10 protein-coding genes are annotated in these 17,421 nt (G+C 33.2%); 1 reads left to right on the top strand and 9 read right to left on the bottom strand.

Features of this window, described 5'->3' with window-relative positions; all coding sequences use genetic code 11:
• Positions 1-20 precede the first annotated feature (20 nt).
• From J7604_RS12575 to J7604_RS12615, 9 genes are all read right to left on the bottom strand, one after another.
• Entirely contained in the window at positions 21-299 is a 279-nt protein-coding gene (locus J7604_RS12575) for a hypothetical protein (RefSeq protein ID WP_293896480.1), read from the bottom strand.
• A 50-nt stretch (positions 300-349) separates the two neighbouring features.
• A complete protein-coding gene (locus J7604_RS12580) occupies positions 350-628 on the bottom strand; it encodes a hypothetical protein (RefSeq protein WP_293896483.1) in 279 nt (92 codons plus the stop codon).
• Positions 629-928: 300 nt separating this feature from the next.
• On the bottom strand, positions 929-1,852 hold the full coding sequence (locus J7604_RS12585; protein ID WP_293896486.1) for a sugar kinase: 924 nt from the start codon (positions 1,850-1,852) through the stop codon (positions 929-931).
• Positions 1,849-2,838: an SPFH domain-containing protein gene (locus J7604_RS12590; RefSeq protein ID WP_293896489.1), complete on the bottom strand. Its 990-nt coding sequence runs from the start codon at positions 2,836-2,838 to the stop codon at positions 1,849-1,851. Before J7604_RS12590 ends, J7604_RS12585 begins: the two co-directional genes overlap by 4 nt.
• A gap of 138 nt (positions 2,839-2,976) precedes the next feature.
• Positions 2,977-6,798: a M48 family metalloprotease gene (locus J7604_RS12595; protein WP_293896492.1), complete on the bottom strand. Its 3,822-nt coding sequence runs from the start codon at positions 6,796-6,798 to the stop codon at positions 2,977-2,979.
• Between the two features lie 269 nt (positions 6,799-7,067).
• The gene (locus J7604_RS12600) at positions 7,068-9,311 is read right to left on the bottom strand and encodes a PAS domain S-box protein (RefSeq protein WP_293896495.1); all 2,244 of its coding nucleotides are present in this window, start codon (positions 9,309-9,311) and stop codon (positions 7,068-7,070) included.
• Between the two features lie 252 nt (positions 9,312-9,563).
• Positions 9,564-9,917 (bottom strand): hypothetical protein, encoded by a 354-nt coding sequence (locus J7604_RS12605; RefSeq protein ID WP_293896498.1) that lies wholly within the window; start codon positions 9,915-9,917, stop codon positions 9,564-9,566.
• Between the two features lie 602 nt (positions 9,918-10,519).
• Positions 10,520-11,845 (bottom strand): NAD(P)/FAD-dependent oxidoreductase, encoded by a 1,326-nt coding sequence (locus J7604_RS12610; protein WP_293896501.1) that lies wholly within the window; start codon positions 11,843-11,845, stop codon positions 10,520-10,522.
• Between the two features lie 440 nt (positions 11,846-12,285).
• Positions 12,286-13,482: a glycosyltransferase gene (locus tag J7604_RS12615; protein ID WP_293896504.1), complete on the bottom strand. Its 1,197-nt coding sequence runs from the start codon at positions 13,480-13,482 to the stop codon at positions 12,286-12,288.
• Positions 13,483-14,175: 693 nt separating this feature from the next.
• Between J7604_RS12615 and J7604_RS12620 the strand changes: the two genes are divergently transcribed.
• On the top strand, positions 14,176-17,418 hold the full coding sequence (locus J7604_RS12620) for a non-ribosomal peptide synthetase (RefSeq protein WP_293896507.1): 3,243 nt from the start codon (positions 14,176-14,178) through the stop codon (positions 17,416-17,418).
• The last annotated feature ends 3 nt before the right edge of the window (positions 17,419-17,421 follow it).

A 17,421-nucleotide genomic window follows, 5' to 3' on the forward strand; every position in this document is an offset into this window, starting at 1 on the left:
AAGATACCACTTATTGGATTTTATCGTCGATACTCTCGATCCATATAGTAGTATATATTCATGAGATCAACGAAGAGTTTTTTTTCACTGGCTTTATCATACCAGAATCCATCTGTGGAATAAAGAAAGTTATCCCACTCTAGTTTAAAACTTTCAGTCTTAGTAGTACCAACAAATTCATTCAGAGAAATGAATTTTGCTTCAATATTTCTTTGTCCCTTTAGAGGTATCTTTTTATTCTGAGTCCAATAAAAATACTCCCCTGTGATGCTATAATCTTTGTATTCGTATAATGTCATTGATACCTTGTACTTCTTATTTATTTTTTCAACAAAATGGTAATATGGTTTTACCTCCTGGCATAAGTACTTAATCCTAATAGCCATTTACCATAGTCGCTCAAGTATTCATTTATGTCGATAACCCGGAGATACTTTGATGAGCTATAATTGCAGTTCTGCCAGGCATGCGGATAGCACTCACCATTATAACTTGTAAAAATAGATTCCTTACCAAGAATAAACCCATGATTCATTATATGACACCTAAACTCACATTGACCATCTAACTTGTATGCATTTTTGGATTCAAAATCACCGGTTTCATTACCATAAGCACATTGATGCATTTCCCTTATAGATTGACGACAATCGCCTAACCAATATTTTTCTAAAAATCAAAATATTGGGTACCATCAATCAAATCAGGTAATAAAATCAATTCCCCTTTTTCCAAATCGAACTGTAGGTTATCGGTTGCTGACCCGGAGGATATGCACCACCTGCCCAATCAACTTTTATTGTCATCATAACGAACATCTTCAAGGTATAAGAAACTATTCCCACATTCCGCATTTAGCCTGCAATTAATGAGTAGTATAAAAATGAATATCTTTCTTAACATCTTGATTTTATTTATACAGCAACAGTTAATCTTTTACAACTATCTTTGCTGTCTCCTTTGCAATTCCTATTGTAGCAACCGATCCACTATTAAACCTCAGAAAATCAGTTTCGATACCATCGCTGAATATGATTCCACTAGCTGGCATGAGTGATTCAATAGTCAGATAATTTTGATTTTTAATCAATCCTGCTGTTATTCCTGTTTGCGTCCTGATGCTCTGGAACGGCTCTCTGACAGCAAATAATAATTCATTGTCATTAAGAGCAGGCTTTTTAGGTTTCAAATTTTTTTCCAACAAACCTGCGACCCCATAGGCCATGTTAAAAACGGAACTTAACCAGCCTGTTGAACCTGCCAGTGTTGAAACAATAAGCCCGCTAGAAGAATGTTCTTCCGTTTTTTTATTGAATGATATTCTATATCGTGCGGAAATATGTGAAGATGCTCCGATGAAAAGATCATTAAACGCCAAAAGCCTTTGTCCATCATTTAATCTGGCTTCGGCAAATCTCATTGTCTTTGATTGAAATTTATTACTGATTACATTTTCAATACCCAACATAAAGTTTGACGTATCAAAAGGTAGAAGAATACCGTCGTACCTTCCCTTGTCAGGATTTACTGCAACGATCGGACAAGACTTCGAATATTTTGCAGTGTTTGCAACTAGGCCATCTTGTCCTATTACGACAATTAGATTTTTCTCTGAGAAAATGAAAGAAGGAAGATATATCCGTTCAACAGTTTTATTCTTTACAACCTTTGATAATTGTGTCTGTAAGGATATAAGTGAACTTTGAAATATTTCATGTTCCAGTTCATAATCATCAAAATTTCCGCCAAGACTTTCAATATAGAACTTTGCCTGAGCTTTTGTATTAAAGCGTTCAATTAAAGATTCAAGCCTAGTCTTATTTTTTACAATAATGGCATACTCTATATTCATTTTCTGATGTCTTTCTTATCATTAAGGATTGAATCCAAAAGCTCCGGACTAATATTTAGACTTCCTATTTTATCCGCATTTTCAGCCAATTGTCTAAAGGCAAGCGAAATATTAAACTTTGGATCAGGATTATTATTTAAAGCTGTCAAGGTCTTCCAATCGATGTCTTTATATGGTCTTAATGTAGTTTCAATTACATATCCTCTCGTTTCTGCTTCTTTCTTATCATTAGCAGTTTTCTGCTCAATCAATTGCTTTCTATGATTTTCAACTGCTATATCTGCTTCTAGTCTCATCTCCCGGAGTTTCCTGTCGTTTTCTGCCTTTTGCACTTCGGACTCCATCTTCTTTTCTGCAATTTGCTTTTGCTTCTCTTCAACAGCGATTTCAGTATTTAATTCTGATTCTTTGATTTTTCGTTCTTGTTCAACAGCAAAATTCCGACGTTCGTAAATAGCCTGATCCGCCTCTTGTTGTAGCTTCTCCCTTGTCTCAGTTTCAAGTGCTCTGGACATTTCAGGAGTAGCTTTAATTGCTAGAATGTTTGCTCCTAAAATTTCAATACCTAGCATTGCAATAGCTTGTGAAGATTTAAGACCTTCCAATATTTGTTCTTCAATACCTTTTGCTGAACGGATAGCGTCTTTCAGTTTTATTTCATGAATAAATGAAGAGGTCGCCGTTTGGGCATCATTAATGATCCTTTGATTCAACTTTTCTATATCGTTCTTCTTATACTGTCCGTTGTCATTAACAGTAAAATCTAATACATCTGCCAAAGTCTTAGGCTGGCGGATTTTATAACTGATCTGTCCTTGAATATTAACGGTCTGATAGTCGTTGGTAGATTCATTAAAGATGAAAGGTAAATCGTTGCTTCCCATAGGAATGGCAACAATTGAGCTATTGGGTGAAAAATAAAAAAATGAAAGACCTCTACCCTCTCTTTTTATACTTCCGTTCTTATAATGAAGAACGTAAGTCATTGAATCAAATTTAATGTGCTTTATTCCAAACATATTCCTATTGTAATTTTTTAGATTAAGCTCCTAAAATATGGAGCTATAAAGTTTAATATTGTGTATTACTTTTTCACTTTAGAAATGAACGACTGAACGATTACTCTAATAAACAAAATATGGTCTCTCAGTAACAAATAACATCTTATCAGCCTTTTCCTTCCAGCTTTTCGGAGACTTTTCTCCCAAATAAACAGCACCTAAAACATAGGCATGTCCTTTCATTTTAATTGATAACTCTTTGATTTTTTCTTCTGCTTTTTCAGGAGCTTCTCCATTTTGAAGAGATTTCACAAATGCGTCAAATCTATAAAAATCCGATGGAGAGTAGGTGCGCAGAATAACCATATAAGGACTAATATCTTTTCCTTTTCTTGCTAATAACCCAATACTCGGAGTTATACTATTCATATTTAAGCCTTCTTCAGGACTTAAATTAAGAAACTCTTGAACAATGTTTTCGGAAACTCCGTCTGATGCTGCCGCCAGCCTGAGAGCAAATGAACGATTATCCCCACTACTACCTGATACTTTTAAAGCTTCATTAAGATAGCCTTTAGACAAATTAACATAGATTAAAGAAACGGAGTCTGTCAAAGTTCCCCATTCTAATTGGGTTATATATTCAAGATAATCCGATTTCCATGAATTTTCAACCAGCTTATTATAATTCATCTTATGTATCCGCGCAATATCTACGCAAACACTATTTAGAGAAGGTTCTTTTTCTATTGCATTTCTCAAAGCCTTTTCTGCAAGTGTCCAATTTTCCTGACTTGTCAAAACGTATCCTCCTGCCAAAGAAAGCCATGCATTGTCAGGCCATTTGTTATAACCATCTATAAATGCCTTATCTTGCTCCGGACCATCTTCCATGCAACGAATTGCCAGGTAATACAAATCTGCATTTTCAGGATCTTTCTTGTACCTTTCCTCACAATCACGACAGACTTTTTTTGCCTGCACCTCTGACACTGCATCCTGCATGCTTCTGAGAGTGATTACTTCATTTTTGTTTCTTTTTAATCTTAATGCAAGTAAGGTATCTCCGTCTTTCATAGTTGCTGCCACTGACAACCAAGAACCAAGACTTTTGGATTTAGTATCATCCCAAAGTATGTGACTCCTGATGAGATTTAAACTGTCTAACTTATCATTGACAACAGAAAGCACTTCATAGGGGCTATTTCCATAATCAGTAAGTAATGACTTAAATTCAGAGGATCCTCTTTTTAATTTAATAGTTTCAGGAAAGTCTGTAAAAAAATAATCCGCATCCGATTTAAACCACCTTGGAGCTCCATATACTTTCTGCTGAGGAGCATAACTTGAACTTATTGAAGTAGCATAGGAATAAAAAGTTGTCCATTTCTGCATCACTGCAGCTGAGGCTATATTGTACACTAATGTCCCGCTCTCGCTATTGAGTTCTTCCTCGAATTTTTCAATCAGCGTCCCATCTTCCGTTCTGGATTCTACAGTAAATTTCCCATCCGTTGAAATAGATATTTTTTCATTGGACAATGGTTCCAACCTTATACTTTCATCTGCAATATTTACCGATACAGGTGTTGATAAGCCATTGTATATAATCAGATCAGTTTCAGTTACTGATTGTCCCGCAAAAAAAGCAACACCTATAATGGATGCTGCAACTGAAAATCTGGCAATAGTTGGTATTAACCCATCAGCAGAGTAAAACCTATCCCACAGATTCAGTTTAAGCTCTACTTTACTTTCATTGCCATTCAATAAAAGAGGATATGTATAAGATATACTGGAAACAGAAGGAGCTGCGCCAGGATTAGCAGATGTCTGATAAGCAGAAGCTAGCTTTTCTTCTGTTGCAATCAGTTCTTCCAATGCCCCATCCTTCAGTTTTTCAAGACTATTAACCGCAAGATTAATCCAGCTATCCACAACTCCTATCCAACCATTAATATTTTCATTATTGGCATATCCAAGTTTAAATTCTTCAAGGAGTGAAGACCAACTTTCTGCATTCATTCTAGCCAGGACTAAAGTCCCCGGATTTACACTTGATGTATTATTATAAATGACTTCAAGCGACCTTGTAATATTTCTCGCGTCGCTCAATAATCTGTTCATTTCGGAAGAAGAAACATTCCCATCTGCCAGAATTACTCTTAGAGTGTTATCAAATACTCTTTTGTAATCTGCAATGATAGCAACAGAATGTTCTGCATAATGTATGAGACTTACAAGTCCCTTCAGATAGGTGTTCCACGAAGGATCAAAACTTTCACCAATATTAGAATGTATAGATCTGAGTTTTTGATTGTATTTCAGAAATTTTTGCTGCTGCTCATTCACTTCTCTTTTTAGTCGAGAAATTAATTCCGGTAAATCCTTTCTTTTTATCTCCTTGCCTTCATGCAATATTACGCCTCCCGGAGCATCATACACTTTATCAAATAATGCCTGAAGCATTATTATTTCTTCGTTTCTGCTTTCAAGCAACTCCAGTTCCTGCTTCAATGACTCAGGGTACAAATCTTTCAAAAACTCATGAATCTCTTCATTCCTATATTGATTAGAATAAAGTTCATCAACTTTTTCAACATCTCTGGCAAGAGAATACTTAAGATAATAACCTCTGTATTTGGGATTATAGAAAATCTTATTATATCTTTTATCTATCTCCTCAATGGCTTGCTCATTGCTAATATCTACTATCTGCTTGTCCTTGATAACAATATGCTTGTAAAGATGCTTGGTCATCTTTTTCTTAAGTTCTTCAGCATCTTTAAATAATATCCATGAGCTACGTTCGTCCTTTGGAGCATCGATATAAGTTCGTTTAGCGTTTTCCTCCCTTTCAAAACCTGAAGGGTGCGTAGACCACATTTTAGGAGGACTTGCAAGATGTTTTTTGAAAATTCGCTGAGAGGAAGAATTTTCTATTACCGGTGGATTCCCATATTCCGGTTTATCGATTATGACACCAATCTTCTTTATAAAATATTTCTGAAGGTTAAATACATCTGAGACTGCCTTCCCTTCATATAAAGCTTCTACACCATACTGAACCGATTGATCCCATGCATTATCCGCTGCTTCTAGTCTATATAAACCATTTACAATTGCATCACTACCTGTTAATGATACAGCAACCAGGTCTGCATTAAATTCCATTTCTCTGGAAAGCGCTCTTTCAGCCAATATTACAATCGTGAATAAAGTATCCATCAAGGACCTGATCGCCCAAACAAATATACTTAATAACCATCCTATCCATGCGATTCTCAGATCAAAGCTTGAAATCCCTTTAATCATATTATCAAACCAATCTCTGGCGCCAACTATGTGAGAAGCTATCTGTCTGGATATATATACCCACCTGCCCACAGCCATTGTCTTTTGGGCAAAATGGCCAAATTCATGCGCAAGAACAGCTTTAAATTCATTAAGTGTAAGTGAGTTTACAAGACCTAAACCTATTTCAAGATTTTTTTTGGTCGGAAATACCAGATTGATAATAGAAAGATCATAAAAAACCGAAGCGTTTACTCGTGCTGATAAATATACACGATGAGGCCTTGGTGCTCCTGCATTATCAGCAACCTCATTAATAAATTTAAATAGCTCAGGCTCTTGCTTTTCTGTTATTTCAAAATCATCACCTTTATCGAATCTCTTAATAAAAAATAAGGCCTTGGTTAAAAAGAGCGCAAGGAATGCCATGATTACCCCTACAATCAAATTCAGGAATGGATTACTTCCTGTGCCAACATTCATAAATGATTTTACTGAGGTAGAGGCAAAAAAATAAATGAACCAAAAATAAAGAAGTACGAATACACACAAACCACTAAGTGCAAGCCAAGCATGAAGCTTATATTTGGAAGTCGGTTTAGTGAGGTTCTCAGGTACGGACTTTGGACCTTTAGGATAATATATTTCCATGATAATATTAATGAATTGAGAAAAAGATTTTATTGAAAACGGATCAATAACTATTGTAAAAATTAATCATACTTTTAATATTCTTAACTAATCTAATCAAAAAATACGAGATTAATCACTTCAAGTTTGGTAATTTATAAACATTTATGAGCTGATAATTTGATATGAAATTCCCCCTTACAAAATTTCATTTTCTTTAAATTCTCACAATTTACCATTTAAAATTCCTTCTAAAAATCAACTAATTAAAAACCCAGAGAGTCTAAATATTAGAAAAAAATCGTGAAAGTCGAGCCTTTACCTAATTCACTTTCCACCTCAATATGCCCACCTGTGTTTTCAATCATTTTTTTCACAATATATAGTCCCACTCCAGTCCCCTCCACATGAGTATGCAAACGTTTAAACATCTGGAACAATTTGCCTTGTTGCCGTTTATCCAATCCCAGACCGTTATCTTTAATAGAAAGTATTATATTGCCTTCTTCTAACCTTTCCGTTTTTATATTGATTACAGGGTCTCGTTCACTTCTATATTTAATAGCATTGCTCAGGAGATTATACATAATACTTCGTAGATTTTTTTTAGAAAAATGAATTGAAGCAATCTGAATATCTTCTATAAAAGTTACTTTGTCCATTTTTATCTGCTCTCTGTAATCTTGCTTAAAATCATTTATAATAGTATTAAATGAAATATCTTCAGCAGCATCATGTACACCTCTTTGAATTCTGCTAATTTCCGTTAATTCTTCTATAGTAATTTTTAACCTTTCAATTGAAGTTTTTATCATCTCAATAAGCGACTGCTGTTCTTCTGATTTAATATTTTTACTCCCTTCAAAAATAATATCCACCAATGCTTCCATATTAATGATAGGAGCTTTCAGATCATGAGAGGCTGTATAAATAAAATTATCAAGATCATTGTTAATCCTAAGTAATTCAAAATTTTTCTTTTCAAGTTTTTTTTCATTTTCAATTCTTTCTGTAAGATCTATTCCCATAATCACCACTCCCCTTACCTTATTTTCAAATATATCAGGAATAAAATTGAGGCTAATAGTCTTTGATAACTTGCTTTTTAATTCCAATTCAATTTCAGCAGAAGTTTCATTTCCAGATAATGATCCGTTCAACAATTCATGAAATATGTTATAAGTTTCTTCATCCATCCCATCCTGAATTGCTTTACCCTCAATACTATCAGAGACATTTCTGATCTTCTTAAAGTTCTGATTGGCAAACTGACATACATTATCTTTATTGATATACGCTATCATTGCAGGTATTGCATTGGTTATAAGACTCAACTGGCTCTCTCTTTTTTTTAGCTCATAGGTTCTTTCCCTTATTTTTTCCTCCAGATTTTGATTCGCCGCTTTTAATTTATCCTGAATTTCTTTAAGCTCCGTTATATCTCTTGAAATCGAAAGGATATGGGTTACATTGCCTTCTGCATCCCTTTGAAAAGGGATTTCTCTCGAAGCTGTCCAATTCCATTTCCCGGTATTAGGGTCCTTCACACTAAATTCAAATGTAGTGATCTCATCATCTTTTAATTTTCTATATTTTTCATACCTGGCTTTTATTGCTGAATTTTCATCCGGATGTAAAATGCCCCATTCCGTAAGCATATCAGCAGTCACTCCCAAATATTTTTCTGGCTCACGATTAATATAAACAACTTCTCCTGTATTCAAATCAACTATAAAAATGGAATCAGGTGTGGTCTCTGCAACCTTTTGACTGAACAATTGGCTCTCCTTTAATTCTTCCTCTACCTCCTTTCTATCTGTGATGTCCATCACGATTCCTATAATCTGGCAAACATTTCCATTTTTATCTCTTCTGAAAACTTTTTCTCTTGAATAAAACCATCTATACTCCCCGTTTACATCCTTTATTCTATAATCCAATGACCTTACTTCATCATCTTCTGCACTTTTAAAGCCATCAAAATAGTCTTCTATCAGCTGAACATCATCCGGGTGTATTAACTCTGATACAATCGATTTCCCCATACTTTTCAATTGGTCGGAGCTATAGCCAAGGGATTCATTCAATTCTTTATTTGAATAGATATTCTTTTTTTCATTTATATCATATACATACAATTTATTAGGACTAGCTTCAGCCAGATTTTGTATAAAGTGCTTATGTTTTTCCAAAGCTTTTACGTGATCATTCAGCCGGTCTTTTAAACTACGAAATGAAAGATTATCTATAATAGTCAGAATTTTTGGTGCAAGCACATATAAGGCATAAATCACCCCTAATGAAGCAATTGAAGTAATGCCCCTGACAATAAACTCAAGCCTATAAATTGGATTCCAAACAGTTAATACATCGATAAGATGACTAATTCCAGTCCCTGTAATAAAAAGAAAAATGAGCAGGACCCACCAGTATCGTCTAAAATCTTTTCTCTTCCAAATAATATATCCTATAATGAAAGAGATAATAAAAAAAACGAGGGAAGTAATGGCGTCAGAAATAACATTGATCCACATAGTGTCAAGTTTCCCTAAAATAAATTGAGTAATCCTCCCAAAAAGCAAACTTAATAAGGTCATCAACGATTGGGTATAAAACAAAAAACCTTGTACTAACCTAATTGTTAGGAAAATACACTCACAGTTGTCGAATATTTAATCTAAAGACAAAATTAAATGTTCGTGAATTAAAAATGCCCACCAAGTTTCAAATCCTGAAGGGCATCTAATTTTATACTAAAATTTTGCAAAAACCTTAGTTTTTCATGCTTAAGACTGGCCTATGGGCTGGTTTACAGACTTACTATCTTTAGACTGAATTGAATTCAGTACCTCCTGAGTTACATCTTTTCCTCCCGTGATATTGGTATATAAAGCACCTATGCTATAAATAGGTCCCCAGGGAATCCCCCACCATCCCAAAAGAAATGTTAGTAATGTAAACCCAATACCATGTTTCACAGTTGACTCTCCAGGTTTAATAAAATACACATCACTTGAGCGTCTAAAAGTCATTACAACAATCGAAATGCAATATTGAAACACAACGAATTTTCCTCCATTGTTTAATTCTCTTTCAATATCACTGCCAGATAGTCCTTGAATGTTTTTGATGTTGGCCATATTTATTTTTATTTTAAAAAGTTATTTACAAATATTGAAATTTAGAGAAACTAGAGTTTTGGTAAGAATGAGTATACTTAAAATATCTTGAATAGGTTAGAAAATTCCCATATACAAAATTTTTACTAGGTCAAACTCAGATTCAAAATCCTCCTGAATATGTAAAATTTCATTTACCATATTCACTACCTAATGAAAAAATAACTTACTCAAAACTTTTTCGTACAGAAATTCCTATTGAGAATCTTAAAATTTGTATAACAAAATAATAAATAATATATAAAGGCAAAAATCTTCATATGAAAATGTAAATAAGAATTTAAATCGGAATGAAAACCTTTTTAAAATCTATTCATACTTTTATATGAAGATTTAAGATAAACCTAAGAAATAAATCTATTTTCAGCTAACTTAACAAAGACATAAATTTTACAATATTGTATTCATTGGGATTCGTGCGGTAAAGACTACCTATAGTTAATTTTCTCTTGCAATATTTCCAAGCTTTAACACAAGCTATTCAACTCCTACATTCGACTGACTTTATTAAGCCCTTATATCATATTTTCTTTTATTCAGTTGGCCTTTATTAAAGCAAGTGATTAATGACTAATAAGCGGTAAACCATTTTCTTCAGCATCAACACCCTGTCCATATTTTTCAACTATTTGGCTGAATGGTTTATTCGTGAATGCTACCTGGAAATACTCTGTTTCATACTCTCCATTGGAATGTTTCATGGCCTCATGTGCCTGATTCCATTTCTCATCAAAATCTTTGTTATGGCACTTTCTAAGCTTTTTATAATTCTTATTTGCCATAGCCTTCATTGCCTCAGTGTCGCCAATCCTTCTTTCAGTAAAATGAGTAATAGCTTTGCCAATATCTCCACCAAATTCATCGATAAGATGAGCAAACACCCTAACACTTTCCATACAGGTATTCATACCCATAGCATAGAAAGGAGGCATAGCATGGGCCGCATCTCCTACCAGCAAGACCTGATCTTTAAAGTTCCAATTGGTGCATTTTATCTCAGAGATTTTAGATTCGGGATTGCTGTTGAACTCGGATATGAACTGCTCCTTATCAATAAATGAAAGGAACTGGCAGTTTTCCTGTACGAATTCAAACAACTTTTCATTATCCTTCAATTTATTTACTTCACAAGATTCTGTATAGAACAAAGTACCATTAAAGCCCTTCTTACCATCAGGCAGCGCAACGAACAATAGCTCGGCTATATTCCAAATGTGTACATAATTCGGATCCAATACATACTCACCGTTTCTCGGAGGTATATAAATCTCTTTGAATCTGTAGTCCAGAGTCGAAAGGGTTGCATCTACCAAACCCTGATCCACCAACCTTTGTCTAACACAAGAAAAAGTACCGTCGCAGCCAAATAAATATTCATATTTAACAACTCTTTCAGTGGTAGTATCTTGGCCCTCTATACTATAATTGGTATTTGTGATAAATGTAATCTCCTTATCATCTACATTAATTCCTTCTAATTTATGTCCATAATAGAACTCTACATTACCTGTTTCCAAACAAGCGTCCATCAGGTAAAAATTAAAATGTTTTCTATTGACAGTATAAATGGCCTCTTTGTTAGCTCCATAATACTGAGGATATACCTGCCCGCTTCGTAAATGAACAGCACGTCCATATTTAGGCACCAGCAATGATTTGTAACTATCATACAAACCCAAATCTTTAAGAGTAGTAACTCCTCTTTCACTGATCGACATCCCTACTGTCCTTTTCTTAATTTCATTGTTATTTATAAGGTTCATTCTTTTTTCATAAACCTGTACCTTATAACCCTTCTTCGCCAAATACAAAGCCAATGTACAACCACTAATGCCTGCACCAATAACTACGACAGGCTTATTTTCTAAATAATCGATATTCGTTCCCACGCACTTAATTAATTTACTTATATATATAAGGCTAACAGGTGGACTGGCAGGCACTGTTTAAAAATTAAAAAAAAAACAAACTGGCAAGGGGAAAAATCATGAATATCCTGCAAAAATTAAATTTAAGATTTTGTCAAATTTTATTGCAAATATTGTTTTGAATAATAAACTGTCGATTACTGAGCGGTTAGCTCTAAAAATAGAATTAACTGAAATGAGTTTTGCAAACTTCATCTCTTATTGGTCGGTGTGTGCTAAAAAGTATAACCTAAATCTAATATGATTACTTTCTTTTTCATTGCGATATAATCATTTAGATTTAGGGAAGGATTCACAAGTCATTTCTCTACATGACTTCTGGAATAATTTTTTTTAAATTTTGAGTAAAACATCCGTTTATCATTTTTCTAGAATGAAGTTCTATTTATAGCTAAACTAATTCAACTTGCAGATTTTAAAAATCCTTTTCTCTCCAATGCATTTTCAATGATAGATGAAAAATCCTCTGCTCTTTTTTGCCATGAATTACCAGATGCAAATTTTATTCTTGCCTCTTTCTTAATTTCATTATCGGTATTCAATTCTTCTCTTATAGCATTAAGAAAACTTTCCTTAGAAGAGACAAAATGAATAAAGGAATCGAACTCCGGAAGATCTGCAAAATTTGACGAAACCACCGGCTTACCTACTGCAAGGTATTCATTGAACTTTAATGGATAGACGCTCCTTGTATAATCATTTTTTAAATAAGGAACAATCCCCAGATCTATCCCTCCTATTATTACTGGGATTTCTTCAGGCTTTTTAGCGCCTAGCCATCTCGTATTTGAAAATTTAGATAAAATTCTAAAGGCATTTTCATCGGGTGTTCTTCCTGCAAAAAGAAATTCAACATCAGGTAAATTTTCTATCAAATACTTCATCGTTTCAATATCAAATCGATCGTCAATACTTCCTGTATACCCTATCACTTTCCTTTTTGCATTCCTAACATTTGCTGCATGCATATTAAATCGATTGAAGTCAACTCCGTTCTTAATTAAATAGCATTCTTTGGTTTTACTACTCTTCGAATGAAACAGAATTTCTGAAGTGGTAATGACAACATCCGCTTTATTTATATAATCATTCTCGATCAGAATCCCATGATTGGAGTTCCATCCTGTTGCTATTTCATCATAACAGTAATAGATATTTAATATTTCATCAAGCCGTCCTGCAAGCATTGTTCCATAATAAGGATTAAATCCTGAAACAATAATCGGATCTTTGATTTTAAGTTGTTGAACTGCTCTTTTAATTTCACTTTCAACAATGCGAGCATTTACCCTTAATAGTTTTAAAAAAAGTGGATGAGAGGGTATCATATTGATGGGAAGCACTGGGGGAGGACTTAAGACATTAATAGTTGAACTAACCCTGGTTTTCACTTCTCGCAATCTTGGTTCAAATCCTAATATCTTTTTAAAGGGAATAGCCTTAGGGCCCCTTAAAAAATCTTTAAAACTAAATGCATAGTCTACATGCAGTACTTTATTTTCTGAACTTAAAACAGTCATGATTTCTGCCATAGTATTTGTGAAATTACTTTCCCACATATTGTTTCCAAGGCAGATTATATTTTGATCTTTTAGCATTTTTATAGATTTATAAAATATCAACTGTGATGTGATATTTAAGTTAGGACAAGACTATTTAAGGCTTTTGCTTTGTTTGTCTCACTCACTAAAGTTCATACATAGATAAAAACTCATTATATAAAGCTTGCACTCATCGATAATAACTCCCTTGTAATCATTTCCTCCCTAGGACTTTTAATCACTCTACCCCAATCCTATCATTTACCACACAGTTTAATTTAATTTTACAAATGGGATATAATGATCCATTAAACCAATACCGGAGAATAATATTGCTTCTGATAAATAAAATACACTGAAATACTCTATCTCATTTATCTATAATATTATTTACTATTATACTAGAAAGAGACCGATGGCGGAGAATAAATCAATTATTTCTTCCTTGAACATTGGTAAAAAAACTTCCCCTTACTCTTATAAATTTACCCTATGTAAAAAATTTTTGCTTACAAATATTTGCTGACATTCTAAAATGTTATGGATTTAACATTTTGTAAAATTTTATATTACTTACTAAAAAAATAATAAATGGCTTTATAAAACTTTAATTAATCTAAAGATCTACCAACAGTCAATAAAGACGGGTTTAATATGATTTTAATAACAAAGAAAATCTATAGTACGTTTCTTTAATATCAAGCTTTTAAAAGATCACAAAATTAGTAAATTAAATTTAGTAAAAACACTATGGAAAGTGAAGTAAGAGTATTAAGACAAAATGTAAGGTTACAAAAAAATAGTTTAGATAAACTCAAAGAAAAACTATCGCATCTCAACGAAAACAAATTTTCCTCATTTATACTATCACTAAGTGCATTTATTGCTTTGGCAAAAAGATATACAGATCAAGATAAATTCTTAGTATCATATAATAACTCAATACACCCCAATGGAAATGTATTGAACAAATCAAATCAAAGGATCTCCTATATAGAAATAGATCTTTCAGAAGATCCTACTTTTGAAATTTTAATTCAACAATTGAATGATAAAATTCAAAAAGATACAGAGAGAACAATAGCAGATAAAAAGGACTCTTATCCATTTGTTGTTAATTTTTCCTTTGATGATATACTTGAAGATGGTAGTTCCAATCTTAATTTAAATTTACAAAGGACAGACAATCAAAATACCTTACCAGTTCTTTCAATTAATTTATCTAATTCCGAAGAGGATGTCATGTGTGGTTGCCTTGAAGCAAGACTAGACTTGATGGAAATTTCTATCTCTGAAAATAGTAATGAACACTATTGCAATATTTTAAGAGAAGCGATAATAAATCCTCAAAAGAGAATCTCCGAATGTAATATGTTGGATGAAGCTGAAAGAAATAAAATTCTTTTTGAATGGAATGCAACTGAAAAAAATTACCGCAATAATATATGTTTACATCATTTAATAGAAGAACAGGTAGATAAAACTCCTGATTCAACAGCCGTCATTTACAACGGTCATTCACTAACTTATAAGGAATTAAATAGAAGAGCTAACATTGTAGCGGCACGTTTAATTAATAGAGGAATAAAAGAAGAAGACCTTGTTGCTGTATTGTTTGAATTATCATTAGAATCTGTCGTAGCTATAATAGGAGTTTTAAAAGCTGGTGCTGTTTATGTTCCACTTGACACCAACTATCCTGTTAAGAGAATACAATTACTAGTGGACGATTCCAAACCAAAATTATTAATTACCAATTCAAGTTTAAAAGGTTTATTAGAGTTTCCAGAAGAGAAAAAACTTATAATAAGTGATAATGATTGGCTAAATAATGATTATTTAGCTAATCCGAAAACGGGTGTTAAACCTGAAAACGCGGCATATGTAATGTACACCTCCGGTTCTACGGGATCTCCTAAGGGAATTGTAATACAACATAATAGTGTTGTGAATAACATAATGTTGATAAAGGATCGATACATGCTTACCCCAGAAGATACTGTTCCTTCTATGCCTTCATTAGCATTTGATGCTTCAGTTTCCAAGTTATTCCCGATATTAACTATAGGTGGAACAGTTGTACTTCCAACAGAAGAAGAAATAAGAGACGTAGAAAAAACGCTTGAATTAATCAATAAATACAATATGCCTTATTTTTCTACACCTCCAAGCATATTAAGAGTCATTAATTCAATTAATCCTGATTTATCGAAACTACGCAGTATATCTTGTGGAGGTGAAGCGTTGAAATTTTCAGATGTTAGTAATCTTAATAAACACGTCCCTATAATTAACATATATGGGCCTACCGAAGCAACCGTTTCTTCCTGCACTTATACAATACCGAAAAACTCCAGCCCTATTACTTCTCGCATCCCAATAGGAAAACCCAACCCTAACTGCAAGGTGTATATATTAGATAAACATTTAAATTGTATGCCCGTCAATTGCTATGGAACAATATATATTGGAGGAATTGGCGTAGCACGTGGTTATTTAAACAATCCGGAGTTAACAACACAAAGATTTATTAAAAGCCCTTTTGTAGAGGGAGAAGTATTGTACAATACTGGAGACATTGGCAGGTGGCTACCAGATGGGAATATCGATTTCATTGGTAGAAATGATAATCAGATAAAGATAAGAGGTTTCAGGATTCAGATAGAGGAGGTTGAAAAGATATTAATAAAGCACCCATCTGTTAACGAAGGTAAAATCATTGTTAAAGGCACAAGTAATGAAGATAAATTCATGGTCGCCTGTGTAATTCCAAAAGAGGGAGAAAGTTTGTCAATAGAATCGATGAGAGACTTTATTGAAAAATATTTACCTGATTATATGGTTCCTTCCGACCTTATACTTCTTGACCATTTTCCCCTTAATCAGAATAACAAGGTAGACTCAAAAGCTCTACTTCAAAAATATGACGAAAAAAAACCTATTCAACAACAAAAGGTATCTATCAGCAAGAATAGCATTGAGAAAGAACTCGTTATCTTTTGGAAAGAGATCCTGAATAAGGAAATCAATATTCAGGAAAATTTTTTCCACGCAGGAGGACATTCGCTTCATGCCATGCAACTGAAAATGTATATCAATAAGAAATTCAATACAGATTTTTCGATGAAAGACATTTTCAATAATCTTACAATTGAAAAATTAACTTCTTTAATAGCATCAAAAGCTCAAGTAAATGAAGATAATATTAATATATCAAATAGCCACCAAAACAAGAATCCTTTTATTGCTGAAAAACAAAGTATAGAAAATATAACTCCTATCGAAGTATCAAACATAAGAACCCAAACTTTGGATACTTCAATAAATAAAAATGAGATAGGTTTAATTACCTCAAAAGATAAAGAAAGTAGCTTATATCAGTTGTTCTTCAAAAAACCAACATTATTTGACCTGTCATTTAACGAAAGAAGATTATGGTTTCTCTACCAATTTCTTCCTAATAAAGCTACTTACAATGTAGTTAAAGCCTATAATTTGTCAGGCAAATTGAATACAGGTGTATTAGAAAAAAGTGTAAAACAACTACTGGATAAGCATTTAAATTTAAGAAAAAACTTTATTGAAGTAGATGGAGAACCTAAAGCTAAATTAAATTATAAAGCGACCTTTAAAGTAAGAGTATGCTGTTTATCTGATTTTTTAAAATCAACTTCTGACGATGAAGAAACAATTATCCAAAAATTAATAGATGACGAAACTGAAAAGGCATTTGATCTAAGTAAAGATCTTCCTATTCGTTTAACTGTGATCAAAAAAGGGAAAGAAAGTAGTATTCTGATTATTTCTGCTCATCATATTATTTCTGATGCCTGGTCATTCGCTATCATATTAGAAGAACTGAATAAGCTTTATAATTCCAACCTCATCGACGAAGAAATAAATCTTGAGGATTTGACAAGAGAATATAACAGCTACGTTGGGGCGCAGAAACAACATCTAAATAAGAATAAGGTTATTGGAGAAATAAGCTAAGTG

The organism is Sporocytophaga sp., from assembly GCF_017745095.1.
Taxonomy (GTDB): Bacteria; Bacteroidota; Bacteroidia; order Cytophagales; family Cytophagaceae; genus Sporocytophaga.